12 protein-coding genes and 1 pseudogene are annotated in these 15,731 nt (G+C 53.5%); 8 read left to right on the top strand and 5 right to left on the bottom strand.

Annotated features, from left to right (window positions below):
* Nucleotides 1-313 precede the first annotated feature (313 nt).
* Entirely contained in the window at nucleotides 314-871 is a 558-nt protein-coding gene (locus BVH06_RS19110; protein WP_075935141.1) for a type 1 glutamine amidotransferase domain-containing protein, read from the top strand.
* 180 nt (nucleotides 872-1,051) lie between these two features.
* Here BVH06_RS19110 and BVH06_RS19115 read toward each other — a convergent pair whose 3' ends face one another.
* The 3 genes from BVH06_RS19115 to BVH06_RS19125 form a co-directional block, all read right to left on the bottom strand.
* The gene (locus BVH06_RS19115) at nucleotides 1,052-2,773 is read right to left on the bottom strand and encodes a hypothetical protein (RefSeq protein WP_075935142.1); all 1,722 of its coding nucleotides are present in this window, start codon (nucleotides 2,771-2,773) and stop codon (nucleotides 1,052-1,054) included.
* A gap of 428 nt (nucleotides 2,774-3,201) precedes the next feature.
* Nucleotides 3,202-3,741, bottom strand: a complete 540-nt coding sequence (locus tag BVH06_RS19120) for a hypothetical protein (RefSeq protein WP_256575203.1) — start codon at nucleotides 3,739-3,741, stop codon at nucleotides 3,202-3,204.
* 48 nt (nucleotides 3,742-3,789) lie between these two features.
* Nucleotides 3,790-4,761: an endonuclease gene (locus BVH06_RS19125; protein WP_075935144.1), complete on the bottom strand. Its 972-nt coding sequence runs from the start codon at nucleotides 4,759-4,761 to the stop codon at nucleotides 3,790-3,792.
* A 161-nt stretch (nucleotides 4,762-4,922) separates the two neighbouring features.
* Here BVH06_RS19125 and BVH06_RS19130 point away from each other — a divergent pair, with 161 nt between their 5' ends.
* The 3 genes from BVH06_RS19130 to BVH06_RS19140 all read left to right on the top strand — a co-directional run bounded on the left by BVH06_RS19130 (nucleotide 4,923) and on the right by BVH06_RS19140 (nucleotide 6,685).
* Nucleotides 4,923-5,282 carry a histone-like nucleoid-structuring protein, MvaT/MvaU family gene (locus BVH06_RS19130; RefSeq protein ID WP_075935145.1) on the top strand — a complete coding sequence of 120 codons (360 nt, stop codon included), beginning with the start codon at nucleotides 4,923-4,925 and terminating at the stop codon, nucleotides 5,280-5,282.
* 530 nt (nucleotides 5,283-5,812) lie between these two features.
* Complete coding sequence (locus BVH06_RS19135) at nucleotides 5,813-6,046, top strand: hypothetical protein (protein ID WP_075935146.1); 234 nt, start codon at nucleotides 5,813-5,815, stop codon at nucleotides 6,044-6,046.
* A 213-nt stretch (nucleotides 6,047-6,259) separates the two neighbouring features.
* Nucleotides 6,260-6,685, top strand: a complete 426-nt coding sequence (locus BVH06_RS19140; RefSeq protein ID WP_075935147.1) for a hypothetical protein — start codon at nucleotides 6,260-6,262, stop codon at nucleotides 6,683-6,685.
* A 214-nt stretch (nucleotides 6,686-6,899) separates the two neighbouring features.
* Here BVH06_RS19140 and BVH06_RS19145 read toward each other — a convergent pair whose 3' ends face one another.
* Nucleotides 6,900-7,442 carry a HEPN domain-containing protein gene (locus BVH06_RS19145; protein ID WP_075935148.1) on the bottom strand — a complete coding sequence of 181 codons (543 nt, stop codon included), beginning with the start codon at nucleotides 7,440-7,442 and terminating at the stop codon, nucleotides 6,900-6,902.
* A 465-nt stretch (nucleotides 7,443-7,907) separates the two neighbouring features.
* Here BVH06_RS19145 and BVH06_RS19150 point away from each other — a divergent pair, with 465 nt between their 5' ends.
* The 3 genes from BVH06_RS19150 (at nucleotide 7,908) to BVH06_RS19160 (ending at nucleotide 11,648) form a co-directional block, all read left to right on the top strand.
* A complete protein-coding gene (locus tag BVH06_RS19150) occupies nucleotides 7,908-9,215 on the top strand; it encodes a phospholipase D-like domain-containing protein (RefSeq protein WP_075935149.1) in 1,308 nt (435 codons plus the stop codon).
* A gap of 499 nt (nucleotides 9,216-9,714) precedes the next feature.
* Entirely contained in the window at nucleotides 9,715-10,287 is a 573-nt protein-coding gene (locus BVH06_RS19155; RefSeq protein WP_371915308.1) for an SLATT domain-containing protein, read from the top strand.
* On the top strand, nucleotides 10,284-11,648 hold the full coding sequence (locus tag BVH06_RS19160) for an RNA-directed DNA polymerase (RefSeq protein ID WP_075935150.1): 1,365 nt from the start codon (nucleotides 10,284-10,286) through the stop codon (nucleotides 11,646-11,648). Before BVH06_RS19155 ends, BVH06_RS19160 begins: the two co-directional genes overlap by 4 nt.
* Before the next feature lie 77 nt (nucleotides 11,649-11,725).
* Here the strand turns inward: BVH06_RS19160 and BVH06_RS19165 are convergent, their stop codons facing one another.
* On the bottom strand, nucleotides 11,726-14,413 hold the full coding sequence (locus BVH06_RS19165) for a UvrD-helicase domain-containing protein (RefSeq protein ID WP_139315682.1): 2,688 nt from the start codon (nucleotides 14,411-14,413) through the stop codon (nucleotides 11,726-11,728).
* Between the two features lie 885 nt (nucleotides 14,414-15,298).
* On the opposite strand from BVH06_RS19165, the pseudogene BVH06_RS25130 reads away from it, so the two are divergent.
* Nucleotides 15,299-15,688 (top strand): annotated as a pseudogene (locus BVH06_RS25130) (IS3 family transposase); the annotation flags it as partial.
* Nucleotides 15,689-15,731 lie beyond the last annotated feature (43 nt).

A 15,731-nucleotide genomic window follows, 5' to 3' on the forward strand; every position in this document is an offset into this window, starting at 1 on the left:
GCCAAGTCACTCACTAGAAACTCTTGCTCGCACGCTTTCAGTATTCCGACAGCCCTGTGCAGCCGTAGAGTCAGGACGGACAAAGACCTACTAATCAAGGCCCCAGGTTCACGCAGGTGACGTGCTTTGCCTGACCGAATTTACAGGCTCGAATGTGAAATCCCCAAATTTCCTCGCTTCATCCATCGAATTCTGCTCAGGTGGAATGCGGATGAACTTTCAAAACTGCTCTGGCCTCCCATCTTCAACGCGTCGGAAGAATTGTCATCCGCACGCCTATTTTTCACCTTGATCAGGGGACTGAGTGACCACCATGAGCAATCAACTGGCAGACAAGAAAGTACTATTCATCACCTCGAATACGGGAATTGAGCGCGATGAGCTGTTGAAACCGTTTGAAGCGCTAAAGGCACAGGGTGCCCTGGTCACCCATGGATCAAGTGACGGCGGCACCACCCAAACGTTTGTTCAGGACACTGAGAAAGATCGCACTGTGGAGTCTCAGGTTGCGCTGGCTGGGCTAAACGCTTCGGACTTTGATGCGCTTGTGATTCCAGGCGGAACGGTCAATGCCGATACGCTTAGACTGGACGAAAACGCCCAGCGCCTGGTCAAAGAGTTCGCCAACTCGGGCAAAGTAATCGCTGCGATTTGCCATGGGCCATGGTTGCTAATTAACGCTGGAGTCATCGCCGGCAAGACCCTCACGTCTTACCCCAGCGTTAGGCTCGATCTAGAAAATGCCGGTGCTGCTGGTTGGGTAGATGTTGAAGTAAAGCAATGCCAAGCCAATGGTTGGACTTTGATCACTTCGCGTAACCCCAACGACATACCCGCATTCAACGATGCTATCGTCGCAGCGTTGAAGTAGGGAGGCGCTGATCAGCCATACTCCAGCCGCGAGCCGCAGGCAGGGTCTTGCCCAAAGCCTGGGCTCTAGGCTTGCACACTGCAGCCGGTCGTCAGGGTCTTTTTTTCGTCCAAAAGCAGACAGTGATCTCGATATTTAGACCTGCCCCTCAGGCAAGCGGCCGAGCTGCCTACCGCTCATTCAGAGGCCACTGCATTCGAGTGTCGGTCTCGGTGCTGCCAGCCGGGGGTAGATGACTGAAAGCCAGGCAATTGGTTTATTCTGATCAAACCCTTCTTGCATCTGGCGCAAGGTTTTGATCTGCGGGAAATCCTCAACGGCCGCCCTCAATGCAAGCAGCGCACCCGCAGCATCGCCGGAAAGGCGATATCGCTCAGCCAGCGCGAGTCCCATGCAGGCTTCCACATTGTACGGTGCCTTGATGCCATTCTTCGTGTGTCGCCTATTGTAATATCGATTCAGTTGCATCTGGTGTTCGGCAATTGTCCAGCCAGTGTCACTTCCTATCAGCGCCTGCGCAATCAGCGATTCAACGCTGGGGTGGTTCAGCAGATTGATCTCGACCGACGAGAACTCTCTTCTAGTACTCTCATTACCTAGAAAAAAATCGGACAAGTAGGCAAATCCTAGAAATGCTATCTTCATGTCTCCGGCCATCTGGGCCATGAGTTTCATGCCTCTCTCAATCACCAGCGTTGGATGGTGAAGCTTGCGTTCGGGAAACTCGACCAAACATTGATCAATCAGTCTTACTAGACCGTCCAAGTGCCTCCTGGGCGTCTGGCTATTGAACCCGTGGGGGTTGTACAGCCAGTGCCTGGGATCGATCCGTAATTTCAATAAGCCCGGATTATCCCATTCGTAGTGGCACGGCTCATGATCAACCTTTTCCGCCTTGCGGACATATTCGATGATCACCGCTCTTACCAGGCGAAATAGCCCCTGAAAAGTGAAGGTGAGCTTGCCATCGTCCTCATAAGTTTCTCTGTGATTGGCAAAATGTAGGAATTCCTTGGTCAATGGCTTGAGTGAATGAACGTAGCTGGAGCGCACACCGTAGAGGTTCTGTAACGCTGCCTCTAGATCACGACGACCGATCGGATATTTCTGCGAATCGGCCTTTGCCGTGAAGTAATCCACTGGTAAGTGAGCAAGGATAAACTGAACAAATCGATGGCCCAAACGCGGATGAATGACATCGAGTACTGCGTCCTTTAACGCCTGCGCGCGCTCCTCATCTACACCCTCCAGAGCTTTATCTACCCCCTGCCTTTTCGGATCAGGAATGTCAAACCACTGCGGCTCATAACCATCAAATTTCTGCACCAGAGATTCGACACACATCACCAGCAGCGTGTAGGCCAGATTGAGGTCATCGCTCATTCTGTGAACTGCGGCGATGTAAGTTCTGATCGCCTGGATCACTACCAGGTAGTTCGCACGCCGCAGCCCGATTAGCTGCTCGGTGAAATCCTCGAATGCTTTGATATCCGAGAGATTTGCCGAGACTGATTCATCGTAGAAACGCACCAGCCGCTCGCTGGGGTTTGGTTGCCCGGGCCGCGGTCGTCGATTCAGCAACCTTTCTGCGATGTGGACGTCAGGCGAACAGATGACCTGCAAACTGAATGAGGCCACGTCTGCAAAGTCGTCAATGTAGGCACCCATGCTTCTAGAGACGAGGATCCCAGGCGCAGGATCAGCGGCCTCCATGTATTCCACTAATTCATACCCAAGCGCAGTTGGCGTGTGGGAAGAGTCCATGCTGCTCAGCGACCCTGCCTTAGTCGTAACCCTGCTCGTCACTCCAAGACGAAGATTAGTGTAGATCACCCCCTTAAGAATCGTGATCCGTGGTTCGTCTCGGTTGGTGAACAGCTTTCCTGTTGCGGCTTGCAGCATGGGCACTCCTACTAAACGATTCCCTATTCTGAAACTGCGCGTCACAACGAGCTTGGCCGATAGGCATCCACACTCCAATTGGGAACGCTGTGGATCCGATCAATCGAGCCGCGCGATCGTCACAGCAGGAAGATTTGGCAGTGGTCATAAGACCTCTCGCGGGCACCAGGCGCAACCAATCTGGCACAGCAGGCTGTAAACAGTCACGACAATGGTGCTTCGCGAAACTGCAATCCCAGACTGCCGTAGCGCACATTTACGGCGCGCCCAGACGTGGCGAGCTTCGGCAGAAGCAATTCTCAATTTTTGGTATAAAGTGTCGGAATCACTGAACGGCCTTCCAGCGGCAAGTAGTCGCGAGGTGGGCTTGGGCTAACCAACCGCCAATGACCCAGTTCCGCCTCACTCCGATCGGCTGAATTCTCCAGTCAAAAACTTTCGAGACTGAGCCTGATATCCGCCTCTCTCGCCAACTCGACAGCCTGTTGGACGTACTGGGCTTCGACGACAAATCCTGCGCATTCGTCCCCGCCGGTATCCATGTGCAGGTACCGCATTCCATGTTTTTGCAGCCAAACATCAAACTCGGCCAGCACCTCAGGCATAGCCTTACTACCGTCGTGCGCATAAGCAAAGGGAGCCGAAATACCACTAGCCCGTACGAGAATGGGTGCCAAATACTCAAAGCTATCGAAGCCCCGGTAATCGCATACCATCAACGTGAGCTGCTCTAATTTCTGGCCACGCCGATCATCGATCAATCCTTCGTAAAGAGCCGTCTCGGGACACTCACCCTCTTTTAGCTTTCTTAGGATGCGCCGCTCCAGCCTGCCACGCTCCTCTGCTGGCAAACGGACAAGCAGCAGCTCCAGCAGAGACTTCAAAGCACGACGCTGCTCGGGCAGCTCAGGTCTCAATGCCTTAAAACATTCACTGTCACTAAGCTCAGTAGTCTCGGGCGGTGGCATGGTAAAGCGTCCACCGAATAGTCGATCCCATATTCCCATACGGAAACCTCACCTACAGTTGCCGGCTTTGCGAAACCCTGCGTTGATCGCTTCCGTCTCTGACCCGAATGCCACCTGGTTCTTTGGTGATACTTGGCTGAAGCCGGGACAGCCGCTAGAAAGGTGATAGACATTACTACGGCGATTTCCAATCACTGCGCCCTCTACACTTACATCCACTGACGATCGCTGAGTCTTCTCGACTTGGCGCGCAGGAGCTGCTGGCGAGCGTACCTTGAGGCCTTCAGCTATGGGCTTGTAACCCAAATCCCAAACTCGCTCTCCGGTCACGAACTTATTCGGGTACCCAACGATTTTCGCGATCCGCGCGTTCCGTTCAATTTCCCAGTCGGATGGCGGGTACTGCCTACTCCATGCCCCCAAGAGCTGCTGCTGTTGGCGCGACATGTTCAATCCATACCGGTCGAACATGTAAAACGTCGTGCGAGCAACGAGCCCTTTGACCTCGTCGCGAGGCTCCGCAGTCCTCGCATCAAAATCAACACGCGTCGAGCATTGGCCATACTGAGGTGAGACACCAGAGGCCATGCCGTAATTGAAGTGCGCGCGATCGCCATTCACTTCTCCCACGGCGGGATAGAGGTTGTAGAGATCAGCTTCCATCGCTCGAAATACTGGATCAGTCGCTACGCAGTTCTTACGCCCGCCGTTCTGCCAACACTGCCGCTGATGACCAAACTGCCAGGCGGGCACAATGTGCTCCCACTCAGTCCTAGCCGCGCGGTCAGGCTGCTTTCTTACTTCGTAGCCGCAAGACTCAGCGTCTACCCTACCCCCGGACGTTCCAACCCAACGCCATTTGCAGCCGCAATAAAGATCACCGATGGGCCCATCGGCTTGATCAAAAAACACCTCACGCTTTGCGACAACCTTTGCCTTATCAAAACTGGCCGGAGCACTAGCGAACGATGAGGTTGCATTAAAAACCAGTAGCGCGAAGACGAGAAAAACTTGCTTCATTCGACAGCTCAATTCCAAGAATCAAGCGCGGAATTATAAGCTGACCACCCTCCTCTAGGTCACTATAAAAAATGCAATGGAATGTATTTTCGCTTAGACTGTCCATTCAGATAGCAACAAACCATCACTAGCTTTAGCCAAAATTTAATTGGGGAGACATCATGTCCAAGCTCGCAGAATTCAAAGCACTCGAAGCCCAGATCGAAGAACACAAGCAGCGCCTCGCGGCCCTTCAGGGTGACGAAGGTCTGAAGAAAGAAATCGAATTTGAAAGCAAACTGCGCAAGCTGCTGGGTGAGTACAACTACTCGCTGCGTAACGTCATTGACCTGCTCGATCCTACTGCAGGTAAAAGCCGCCAGGCTGCTGCAGCTAAGCCGGCTCGCCGCGAGCGTACTCTCAAGCGTTACAAGAACCCGAACACTGGCGAAGTGATCGAGACTAAGGGTGGGAATCACAAGGTGCTTAAGAGCTGGAAGGAAGAGCACGGCGCTGAGACGGTTGAGAGCTGGGTGCAATGACTGATTGATCAAAGGCCGCGAGAGCGGCCTTTTTCTTACCTGAAAGCTTTATCCAAGACCCGAGAGTCCAGACAAAGAAAGAGGTAGCTCCCGCCTCTACAGCTCACCATGTAGGCTTTGCTCTAAACATTGAGCAGTGTCGTCCGCGAGCATCCTAATAAACCTGATTGCCTTTTCCAACTCGTCACAAGTGACGAGGTATGCTGCCGACGCTCCAGCTGATTATTTTTTGGAACGATGCACTGCCTGGCCGCGCCTCACGATCAAAGCACCGAGTGCCTTCCGATTGCCCAGAGCACTACGTGTGTGATGCATATTCAATATATGCCTAAATCGTATTTCATGTTTTTTTAAATACTTCAACTATATGAAAACCACTCAAAAACAACAAGACTTGAAAGTGCGGGACTAAATAGATACCTTCCCACAGCTGCTTTAGTCCATGTGCTCTAGAAGGCATTAGCAGTTCTACTGAGCAACTTCATTGATGAATAGAAAAGCTGGAGCCGATTAAAAAATGGTGCTTTCTCATGGGTAATCAGGTTCAACACAAGAACGTCATCGTGACTTTTAATATTGGCGGCTGCCAAACTGATGCAGAATTGAGCCACGGGAAAACTTTAGCGCTTGCTGAGTTCTTCAAGCGTCTTACTTGGAGTGAGCTACGTGGATGCGCAGAGAGTGATGAAGAGGCCTATTTAATCCGGTCGGCAGTCTCAAAGCTGCAGGACGCGATGGCGCGTGGTGGTTATGCACCGCGCTGATCCGTATTGAAGCTAGTTTCCCACATGCCTTTATATCAGTGATACCTGAATGACGCCTGATCAGCGAAATGGTGATCTGGAAATTAAACCCTCGCCCGTCATCACTTGCCGACTGGCTGTCAGCGCATCAATGCACCTGACGTGAGTTTCTAGGCTCTCCGTATTGTTCCCGCGTTGATAGCTGCACGTTTCTTTGACTTCAAGGTAAAAGCGATGCTCACAGAGTCGCCCTACATCACTCACCGCGAAATCCTGCTCAACGGCAAGTACGGCACCGCCTACCTATTGCAAGAATTCCTCCTGTACCAGCTAAACCCCTGGCAATACCCGTTTGACATCGATCAGCACCGTGGCGGTTTCGATAGCCGCCACCTGCAGATCTACAAAGACATGAAGTGGTGGTACTGCTACAACGGCTCTGAGTCGGAAGGGTTCAAAGATCTGGCCCACACCATTGAAGCTCGGAAACTCAGGGAAGCCCAGGCGCTCAGGGAGGCCTTGATCCGTCTCCGCCAGATGCGGCCTGAGGACTACCCACACGAGGAGGGAGAAGATCAGCTCCAGGCCTATCAGTTAGATATCGAACTTCATGAAATGTACTACAGGCGGTACGTGGAGAAGGGTTATCTGGAGGATTGAGAGGCTGAACCCTCACTATGATCTAGCAGATGAGTGGGGATCTGCTGCAACAAGCGGCTGGTAGAAGCTTATGTAAATCGCTCGGAGGGAGCCAAGCGAGACTAATTACGAAGCCTTGGCATCATCCGCAATGTTAACGCGGCCTGGTTTGAAAAAAGCACCCGTGCAGGCGGCAATTTAGCTCTTTTCGAGTAAAGGCAAAGTGCGCACGCTGCTAAAGACACTCATCCAGGCACCGATCAGTTTTATCCACCAGCAGTTTAATGAATCGTATGGCCTTCTCTAGATCATCTCGCTTGACCAGATGAGCCGGCGGCACTCCCGTGCTCTGTACTTTGGATCGGTGCACAGCCTGACCCCGCTTGCTTATCAAAGCATCAAGCGCCTTTCGGTTTCCTGCCGCATCATTGCTCATGCCGGCCCAAGTGGCAGTGATATCGACACCGAGGTAGTCCAGGAACAACTGCTTGGTCTTAGCCGAATCAGGGTTATGAAAACGCTTGAGCTCGTTTTCCAGCTTCTCCGCCATAAAGTCGCCGCACCGGCTACCCTTGATCAGCTTGAGCTGGATCGCCAGCGCCTCTGTGACACGATCCTCAACGTAGGTTTCCCAAGCCGTCAGGGCCATGACCAGGCCAGCTCGCTTGAGCACCTCTGCATTGGCAGGTGGTGGATTAGCATTCAGTGCATCGAAATGTTCCAGGAGCTCCTCGGCGTCTTTGATTGAGTACTGGAAAGCTTGCTCTGCTTTTGACATCGAAAAAGTCCTTTAGCGTCTTTGTCCATTGCGCTTTGCGCCATCCTAATACTCACGGTGCGATACAGCTACTGATGATACCCTGCCTCACCCCGCCCCTCTGCACAGAAGCCAGCTAGTAATCTGGGGCCGCTCGACTTGGACAAAAGGAATTGCCTCTGTTGGTCAGGGGCGTGATCAAATGACACGGACTATTCACTGCCCTCGGTGGGCAACCCTTCTTTGCTCCTTAGCGAAGTCAGCCAAGCTCACAGACAGGGGAATGAGATCGCTGGCCGCCAAGGCCACCATACATTCAGCTGGCATAAGATTGAGCAGCTAGCTTTCAAGGGGGCGCCGGTTTACCGGCCACACGGCGGTTTTGCGTAATCCCAGGGGCGGTGAGAGGAGCAATACTGGCCCCTGCAACGCCGATGCTCGCTGCTTCTATTGTCTTCCTTTTTGTTTTCTCGCAGGGATGTAGGCATGGTACAGATCAAGGAAAAGATCCAGGGTCGCTGGTTTTCAATGGCCAAGAAGGCTTCTGAGCAGTTTTTTGTCTATTCGCCCTACCTCACAGGCAAAACACCTCTATCGCTTGCCAGGGATGGGGAGACGAACTTTTTCACTGAGTTCCATGTGGAGCTCTTCAGCTCACGAGCGTCTGATATTCATCTGCTAAAAGCCCTTTTCAAAAAGGGCTGCAGCATCTATCACCTGCCAAATCTCCACGCAAAAATGGTGATCGACCCTCATCAGGGGCTTACGTTAGGCAGCCAAAATGCTACCTATCGTGGCTGCGGCATGAACAAAGAGATGTCTATCTTTATTGATGGCAAGGATGAGATAGCACAAGCGCGAGAAATCGCCAGCAGATGGCTCAAGGACGCCAAGCGACTGACCCTGGAAGATATCGACGACATGATTGAGGCCATCGCTCCTCTTGAGGCGGCAAGGATTGAGTACCAGAGGCAGTGCCAGAAAGCCCAGGATGATCTGAAATCAAAAGCACTGAAGCGCGAGGCTTTGGCCAGGCGAATTGCCGCCCAGAAAGAGCGGGAGCGACAAGAGGCACTCTCTCGATCGCGCTTAGAAACGACAGCGAGAATGCGCCAGTCCGTCCAGTCACTCTCGGTCATCGCCAACGTGAAGCAAGGCGTGGTCGGCTTGAACCCTTACTCCTCAAGCAGGGGTTTCGTCAGATTCCAGAAGAAAAGCGGCGACTTTCTCAAGTGGCCTGCTCGAAATGGAAGGTTGATTGAGCTTGAGCACATGATCTATCACATGGTCGTTTTAGACAGCGGCCAGTTTGGGTGGTTAAGGCTCGCGAGCACTCGGGCAACATTTGTTGGAGATGGCGTCAACTGGAGGGCGGCTACATTCCCTTCTTTCAAAGGTATTAGGGTATACACGCACGCCTTATGGGGCGAAGAAATTGAAGAATACGGCGCCAACCTGCTGATCACCTTCAGGGACAGCAACAACCATGGCTGCACCGTCGCCGTAGACTTCAGCTTTGATGGATGCAAACTGATTGATGTTCATAAGCATGACGGCCTTGAGCACAAGCGAATGCACCCGGCTGCTGAGGATTACAGCGCTTACGAGCTACTCAAACGCAACCCAGACATCCTTGAGAGGGAAATCCCACTGAGGCTTTCCAAACCATTCAATTACGAGGGTCACAACACAGGCTATAGCGCCACGGAGTTTTTCGGCGAGGTGGGAACGAGGCTTCAGTTTGAGCTTCGCAAGTTTGAAGGTCAGCCCATCATCTACGCTAAATCTATCTGAAAGCCAGCCCCTGCTCCAGATGATCAAGCACGCCCGCTCTCTAGGCGGGTTACCCCCAGCGTACCAATCAGTCACTGCTGATCGCTACGCAGCCTCCGCCTCAAGTACAACTTCTACAAACCGAGTAAATCGGAGTATTCGCCCCCGCGCAGTTGATATCTGAGCGCCACGGCGCTCAGGATTATGACCCTACGGCTCCCTTCACACGTAACAAGTCGACACCGACTCCGAGCGCTAGCATCGGATCCGGAACTGGACTGCACCCAGCACACACTGTGAACCATGGCTGGAAACGGGAAGTCGAGAAGCCCACACTTCCCATGCTCAATGGTGGCCATGTAGAATCACTCGCGAAGGGGTGGGTATTTCCTCTCGTGCCTACGAGGGCGGTTCTGATAATTAACAGCTTCGGCTGTTGGGTTTCGGCCCACTGATCCCCTACGCGGGATGTTCAACGGTACTCAAGCCTCCCCACTCCTTCACCACTTTCTATGGAGAGATGTGCGTGAAAAAGGACAGCGTCTGGTTCACTTATAAGGCACGGATTCAGGCACATAAACGCCTAGAGTGGCTGGACTTTCACTCACAGCTCTTACTCGTATGGTACGCAATTCTTAGCACCGCGCTGGGTGTCTTAACCATTAGACACAGCACCATACTCGGCCCCGATACAGATGTAATGGCGACGATTCTTTCCGTTGCCCTACTCGGCATTTCTCTCGCGGTTGCGAACCGCGACTTTCGAGGCCGGGCGATGCTTATGCGCACCAATTACCTCGAACTGCAGAAGCTCCATAGGGGACTGCCTGACAGCACGCCTGATTCCCCGTTCCCAGCACCAACCCACGAGCAGGTCAGTAGGTATGATGAACTACTGGCGGAGTCAGAGAACCACCGGGAAATCGACGATCGAATAGCAAGAGTTTTCGCGAGCCCTCCGATCACACGGCCGCCGTCGGGCTTTGAGTATCTCTCTGCTATATGCTGGTTAACACTGAGGTTCCTGATCACGACGTTGCTGTACGTACTCCCCGTACTGGTTGGCCTGTATTTCTTCGGGAGCACGCCATGAGCGCGGCGAAGGCCTTCAGAAGTATTTTTACCCGAAAGCGCCTCCAGAAAATCTACATAGATAAAATCAAAAACTCCGGTGCAATCGGCCTTGACCGGGTGCGCCCGACCAGCCTCGATAAGCGTCTTAGCACAGAGCTTGATCACATTGTCGGGAAGGTTCACCGGGGTGAATATCGATTCACCGCCTACAAGGAAAAATTAATTCTCAAGGGGGCGTCGTCCCCACCCAGGCAAATATCTATTCCGACCGCCAGGGACAGAATCGTCTTGCGTGCACTGTGTGAGTGCCTGTCGGACGTTTTCCCCACAGCTAAACTGACGCTTCCCCAAACCGTCATCGACTCGCTGAAAAATGCACTCGACTCTGACGTGTATGCCGAATACGCGAAAATTGACCTAAAAAGCTTTTACCCCTCCATTCCTCATGAATTGGTAACCAGCGCCACCCGAAAAAAAATCCGGAAGCCTGAGTTCAAGCAGTTGATCACCAATGCGCTCACAACGCCCACAGTGCCTGAATCCAGAGGAAGTAAAGGAGCAGAACGCCCAGCAGTCGGCGTTCCCCAAGGCCTTGCGATCTCGAATGTGCTTGCAGAGATTGCACTTCAAGAGATTGATGCCATTTTCGAGTCTCGGCCCGGCATTTGGTACAAGCGGTACGTTGACGACATCCTCATCCTCGCGCCGGCAAAGATGGCACGCCCAACGGCAGATGAGCTGATCGCTGAACTGCAGGATCTGAAGCTCAATCCACATGGTTTTGAACCCGGTTCAAAGTCCAAAGTGGAAAACCTTAGTGACCCCTTTAGCTTTCTGGGATACCAGATCGAGGGGGGGCAGGTGCTTATTCGCCAGGAAAGCATTCTTCGGTTCGAATCATCGATCGCGAAGATTTTCACAGCATACCGGCACAAACTCGCATCCGCACGACGCCCCGCTGATAAGGAACGAGCTCTGGCTTACTGCCGGTGGAAGCTCGATCTAAGGATTACTGGCTGCATATTCAAAGGCAAGCGTCTTGGCTGGGCCGCCTACTTCTGTCAAATCACCACGACTGCACAGTTACGTGCCATCAATCACACCATAAGCAAGCTCGTAGACCGCTTTTGCCCCAGAGGCGAAATTCGTCCCAAATCCCTAATCAAGACTTTCTACGAGCTACAGCGGGGCATGAAAGCTAGCAACGGCTACATCCCTAATCTCGATGCGCTCACAATTGATCAAAAACGCGAAAAACTGGCCATGTGGCTTGGCGATGCGGTTTTGAGGTTAACCGACGCCGAGGTGGAACGTCGGTTTGAAATCAAAGTAAGCAAAGCGGTCAGGGAGCTTGAAGAGGATATCGCTCAAACATCCTGACCGCTCAGCCACTACGCTGTTTTGTGTTCCTGTATGTCGCCTTCGGATGATCAGAGGATAGGAAAAATGAGCCTTAGCTAGCGGCCTTTCACCGCTTTGCGTTTGATCCCATCTGACGGGGGCGCAGGACGCGGGGTCGCGACGCTCCAATAGGCCTCATGCCCATTGACATAACGGCTTGCCTTCTCCGACGCGGGCACCTTTTCGTCCCAGGAAATATACCAATAGCAGTAGGTTACGGCCCGAGTGATCGCGACGTAAGCTGTTCGCAGCGCCTCCTGCTGCTGCGCCCTATCATAGCCGCAGGGATCGTCTGGATGTGCCATACCGGCTTGGGCATAGAAATCATTTCTCGAAGGCGATGAGGTGGTGACCTCACAGTCCCCCAGTAAAAAGACCGCATCGGCCTGCAAGCCCTTCGAGGAGTGGTATGTCAAAAACTTGATGGCCTTGCCTCGCTCGTCTTGACGGGCTCGTTCGATAACATCGCTGAGCTTTGTCTGGGCATCTTTTTTGGTGTCGCGCTTGCGGTAAAGCACCAGGATCGAACGACCGGCGTCGTAATGGTGTTCGACCATCGAAACTAGGTGCCCCCAATCAAGCTCTCGAACTTCTACCGGTACCTGGTTATCAATCACACGTTTGTTGACCGCTATTCCATGCTTGTTCTCAAAACCAGGGGTCTGATTGACGATCGCTTCAGCCGCATCAACCACCATTTGGTGTGATCGGTGGTTCTCCTGCATGAACACCTGTGTCTGCTTCGGCGACTTAAACTCCTTGCCGAACTCCATCAGAAAACGCGGAGAGCTGCCACGCCATCCATAGATGCTTTGCCAATCGTCACCCACCGCCATTACTGAAGCATAGGCCGGCGCACCGAGGGTCTTAGCAGTCAGCCCGCGCCGCTCGATCTCGCTGAAGGTCGCCCTCACCCAAGAGATTGTGTTCGCTCCAACATCTTGAAACTCGTCAATGAGCAGCGTCGTCATCGGACGAAGTACGCTGTCTGGCACTGCCCGGAAATTTTGCTGACCACGTTCGCTGAACATCGCGAACATGCTGTTGAACGTCATTACCGGTGGACTCATCCCCAGCAGTCGTTCGTTAAAGGCGGCCCAGTAAATGCTCATGGCGTGGAAAAACATGGCGTCGGGGTCACCCTCGTACAGGCCCATATTTTTGACCGCCTCGATGGCGTCTAGCCCCAGGTTTTCGATGAAAGAGGCGGTGGAGAAAAAGGCCTCCAAAATATAGCTGGAGCTGATCTCCCCCCTGACCTTGTACCGGAATTTCGGGCACCCGTTCACACGACCTTTGAGCGCGTCAACCGACTGTGTGGCATCGACGTAGCTGTTCAGGTAGACGACCCGTGAACTGCAAAAGGCCTGAAACAGCGTCCGCTTGTCACGTACATGCTTGCGCATGTACCAGCCATACTGATGATCGAGCTTGAGTTCATCCGGTTCGGTCTCATCGACCCCTAAAATGACGTAGGTCTCGAACTCGGGGATGTATCCATTGACTTGGAAATCTTTTCCAAGCAATCGAAGGGTCTTCTGGGCCGGCTCTATCCCTTCAATCGGCCAATGCCCGGCAGCTTGCCAGTGAGCTTCGAGCTGAGCGCACAAGGCAGCATCGATATTCGCCATTTGCCAGGCCTTACCCTGGCGCTCAAGTACGTCCGGATGATCTTTCTCCATCGTATCCAGTAGCAGGGAACGCTGATAGAGCTCCCCTATCAATGCGCGAAAGACCTGATTGGTTTCGAAAAGCTCTTGGTAAACGGCGTTCATTAGATCGAGCTGAGTCTCACCCAGCTTGACCTGCAACATTGATCCGTCCCGCTCATCCTCATCCGGCTTGTTGTCCAAGAACTCGAAAGCCTTGACGTCACTAAGCCCGTCGATACTTTTGGCAAACGATAGAATGCGAGAATGAAAAGTGCGGACAATCTCTAGCGACTTTTTCTCGCTGACCTCGTAACCCCAGAGCTCAAACACCTCGCGGACTTTCTTTGCGAAATCAAGTTTGGATTCTTTCGTAAAGGTAACGACCGTCAACCCCGACAAATCAATCTTGAGATAGTGGTAGAGAACGATCAGCCGTAACACCATAGTGGTCGACTTACCACTGCCAGCGCCGGCAACGACAGAGGTGGTCGGAGTGGTCGACAAGATCATCTTCCACTGATCCTCTGACGGAGGTTGGTCAGGAAGATAGTGCTCCACATCCTGCCGGATCTCATCGGCCATCTCTGGAGTAATCGCGAATCTCCAGTCTTTGAACAGAGCGGGTTCTTTTACGCCTGGTGCAGCAGGAATCGCGGCGGTTCCTGGACGCAACTCAACAATTAGCTTCCCCTCGTCCAGCCCCTGGGTATGTCCCTGAGTGAAGCCCTCGTTGAGGCCTTCACTTTTACCCTCCGAGTAACCCGTGGCTCTACCCTCAGCCCAGCCCGACTCCAGCCCCTGACCACGCCCCGAACTGAAACCCTCTTCAGTGCCTACCTCACGTCCCGCTTTCCACGCAGAGACTTGTTGAAATCCAACGACGTCAAGAATGCTATTGGTGAGAGTGTTTAAAAGGCCGCGCTTGGTTGGCTGCGGGCGAAGACTAGATTTACGTAAATCATGGTCAGCTGACGATGCTATCTTCGATGGTTCAGAATGAGGGTTGGTTGGTCGCGAATCCACTAGCTCAAGGCTCCCTGCAGGCTTAGGGCGCGCCAGACTTCCCAGCACTGCCACTTCGGTCAAGGGCAAAGATTACCACCATAACTGAAACGGCAAGCTTATAACGCAAGGTCACGGTCGCCACCGGAGTCTCGCAGACTGGTCTGTCCCGGGCTGAGTGGACACTGACTTAAGGTGGATAATGTCCACCACAAGGAGTGTTCATGACCCAGGCCAGACGACGTTTTTCCGAATCCTTTAAACGCGAGGCAGTAGACTAGGGGCTTGCCGGTACGCCGCTTCGTCATGTGGCCGAGACGCTTGGCATCGCTGAAAGCCTGCTAGGAAAACCGAAGCGCCAGTTCGAACAGTGAGGTGACGATGCCTTTCTGGGCGATGACAAGCAGTGTGGAGAGATGTTGGCTACGCCAGCAGCTGGCTCAGTTCACCATGGAACGCGATGTTTTAACAAAGGCGCTCGCCATCTTCTCGCAACCCACGAAGTGAAGTTCCGCGCCATCGAAGTGCTGACCGGTCGCTGTCCGGTAGCGCCAATGTACCGGCTGCTGCGGGTATCACGCAGCGTCTATGCCTGGCAGCAGCGGCCACCTTCGGCGAGAGAGATGGCAGATCGGCGCCTGAGCGAGGAAATCCGCGTCGTCCACCACGAGGTGAATGGAATCTATGGCCATCGCCGAATCAAGGCGAGTTGGCGGCTATGGGGTATATGTGTGGTCGACACCGAGTGGCTCGACTAATGCGAAAAGCCGGTCTGCGCGTTGGTTCGCGCAAGCGCTGGCGGCCGGTTTCCAGCAGTCGTCGTGCTCTGCCGGTTGCCCCGAATCACCTGGATAGCCAGTTCGCTTCGAATCGCGCTAGTCGGCACTGGGTCTCGGACATGACCTACGTGCGGACGGCCCAAGGCTGGCTGTATCTGGCCGTGGTGCTTGATCTTAATCACTTGCTGTCGTCGGTTGGGCGATGCACCATCGGATGAAGCAGGCTCTGGTACACGCCGAACTGGAGATGGCCGTGGCTCGCCGACAGCCGCAAACGAAGGTACTGCGGCACTCGGATCGTGGCAGCCATTACTGCGCGTACGATTACCAGGCCTTGCTGCGGCGATACCGCATCGTGCCCAGCCATTCGCGTCCGGGGAACTGCTGGGACAACGCAGCGATGCAGAGCTTCTTTCGTTCGCTGAAGACCGAGCGGGTGTACCTGACCCGCTACGCTAGCTACCGGGAGGCGAAAACCGACCTGTTCGACTACATCCGCTTTTACAATCACCGCCGTTGCCACTCGACGTTGGGCTATCTCAGTCCGATGGAGTTCGAGCAGCGCTATGCAAGCAGTAACTCTTAACTACCTGTCCATCAGTTCCGGGACAGGCCAGTCCATGTAGATC

Source organism: Pseudomonas sp. PA27(2017) (assembly GCF_001945445.1).
In the GTDB taxonomy this organism is placed as follows: Bacteria; Pseudomonadota; Gammaproteobacteria; order Pseudomonadales; family Pseudomonadaceae; genus Aquipseudomonas.

What these genes read in the sequence shown, in the direction of transcription:
- BVH06_RS19140 (WP_075935147.1), top strand. Translation starts at nt 6,260, where the DNA reads ATGCTCACAGAGTCGCCCTACATCACTCACCGCGAAATCCTGCTCAAC.
- BVH06_RS19130 (WP_075935145.1), top strand. Translation starts at nt 4,923, where the DNA reads ATGTCCAAGCTCGCAGAATTCAAAGCACTCGAAGCCCAGATCGAAGAA.
- BVH06_RS19150 (WP_075935149.1), top strand. Translation starts at nt 7,908, where the DNA reads ATGGTACAGATCAAGGAAAAGATCCAGGGTCGCTGGTTTTCAATGGCC.
- BVH06_RS19155 (WP_371915308.1), top strand. Translation starts at nt 9,715, where the DNA reads ATGTGCGTGAAAAAGGACAGCGTCTGGTTCACTTATAAGGCACGGATT.
- BVH06_RS19125 (WP_075935144.1), bottom strand. Translation starts at nt 4,761, where the DNA reads ATGAAGCAAGTTTTTCTCGTCTTCGCGCTACTGGTTTTTAATGCAACC.
- BVH06_RS19110 (WP_075935141.1), top strand. Translation starts at nt 314, where the DNA reads ATGAGCAATCAACTGGCAGACAAGAAAGTACTATTCATCACCTCGAAT.
- BVH06_RS19135 (WP_075935146.1), top strand. Translation starts at nt 5,813, where the DNA reads ATGGGTAATCAGGTTCAACACAAGAACGTCATCGTGACTTTTAATATT.
- BVH06_RS19115 (WP_075935142.1), bottom strand. Translation starts at nt 2,773, where the DNA reads ATGCTGCAAGCCGCAACAGGAAAGCTGTTCACCAACCGAGACGAACCA.
- BVH06_RS19160 (WP_075935150.1), top strand. Translation starts at nt 10,284, where the DNA reads ATGAGCGCGGCGAAGGCCTTCAGAAGTATTTTTACCCGAAAGCGCCTC.
- BVH06_RS19120 (WP_256575203.1), bottom strand. Translation starts at nt 3,741, where the DNA reads ATGCCACCGCCCGAGACTACTGAGCTTAGTGACAGTGAATGTTTTAAG.
- BVH06_RS19145 (WP_075935148.1), bottom strand. Translation starts at nt 7,442, where the DNA reads ATGTCAAAAGCAGAGCAAGCTTTCCAGTACTCAATCAAAGACGCCGAG.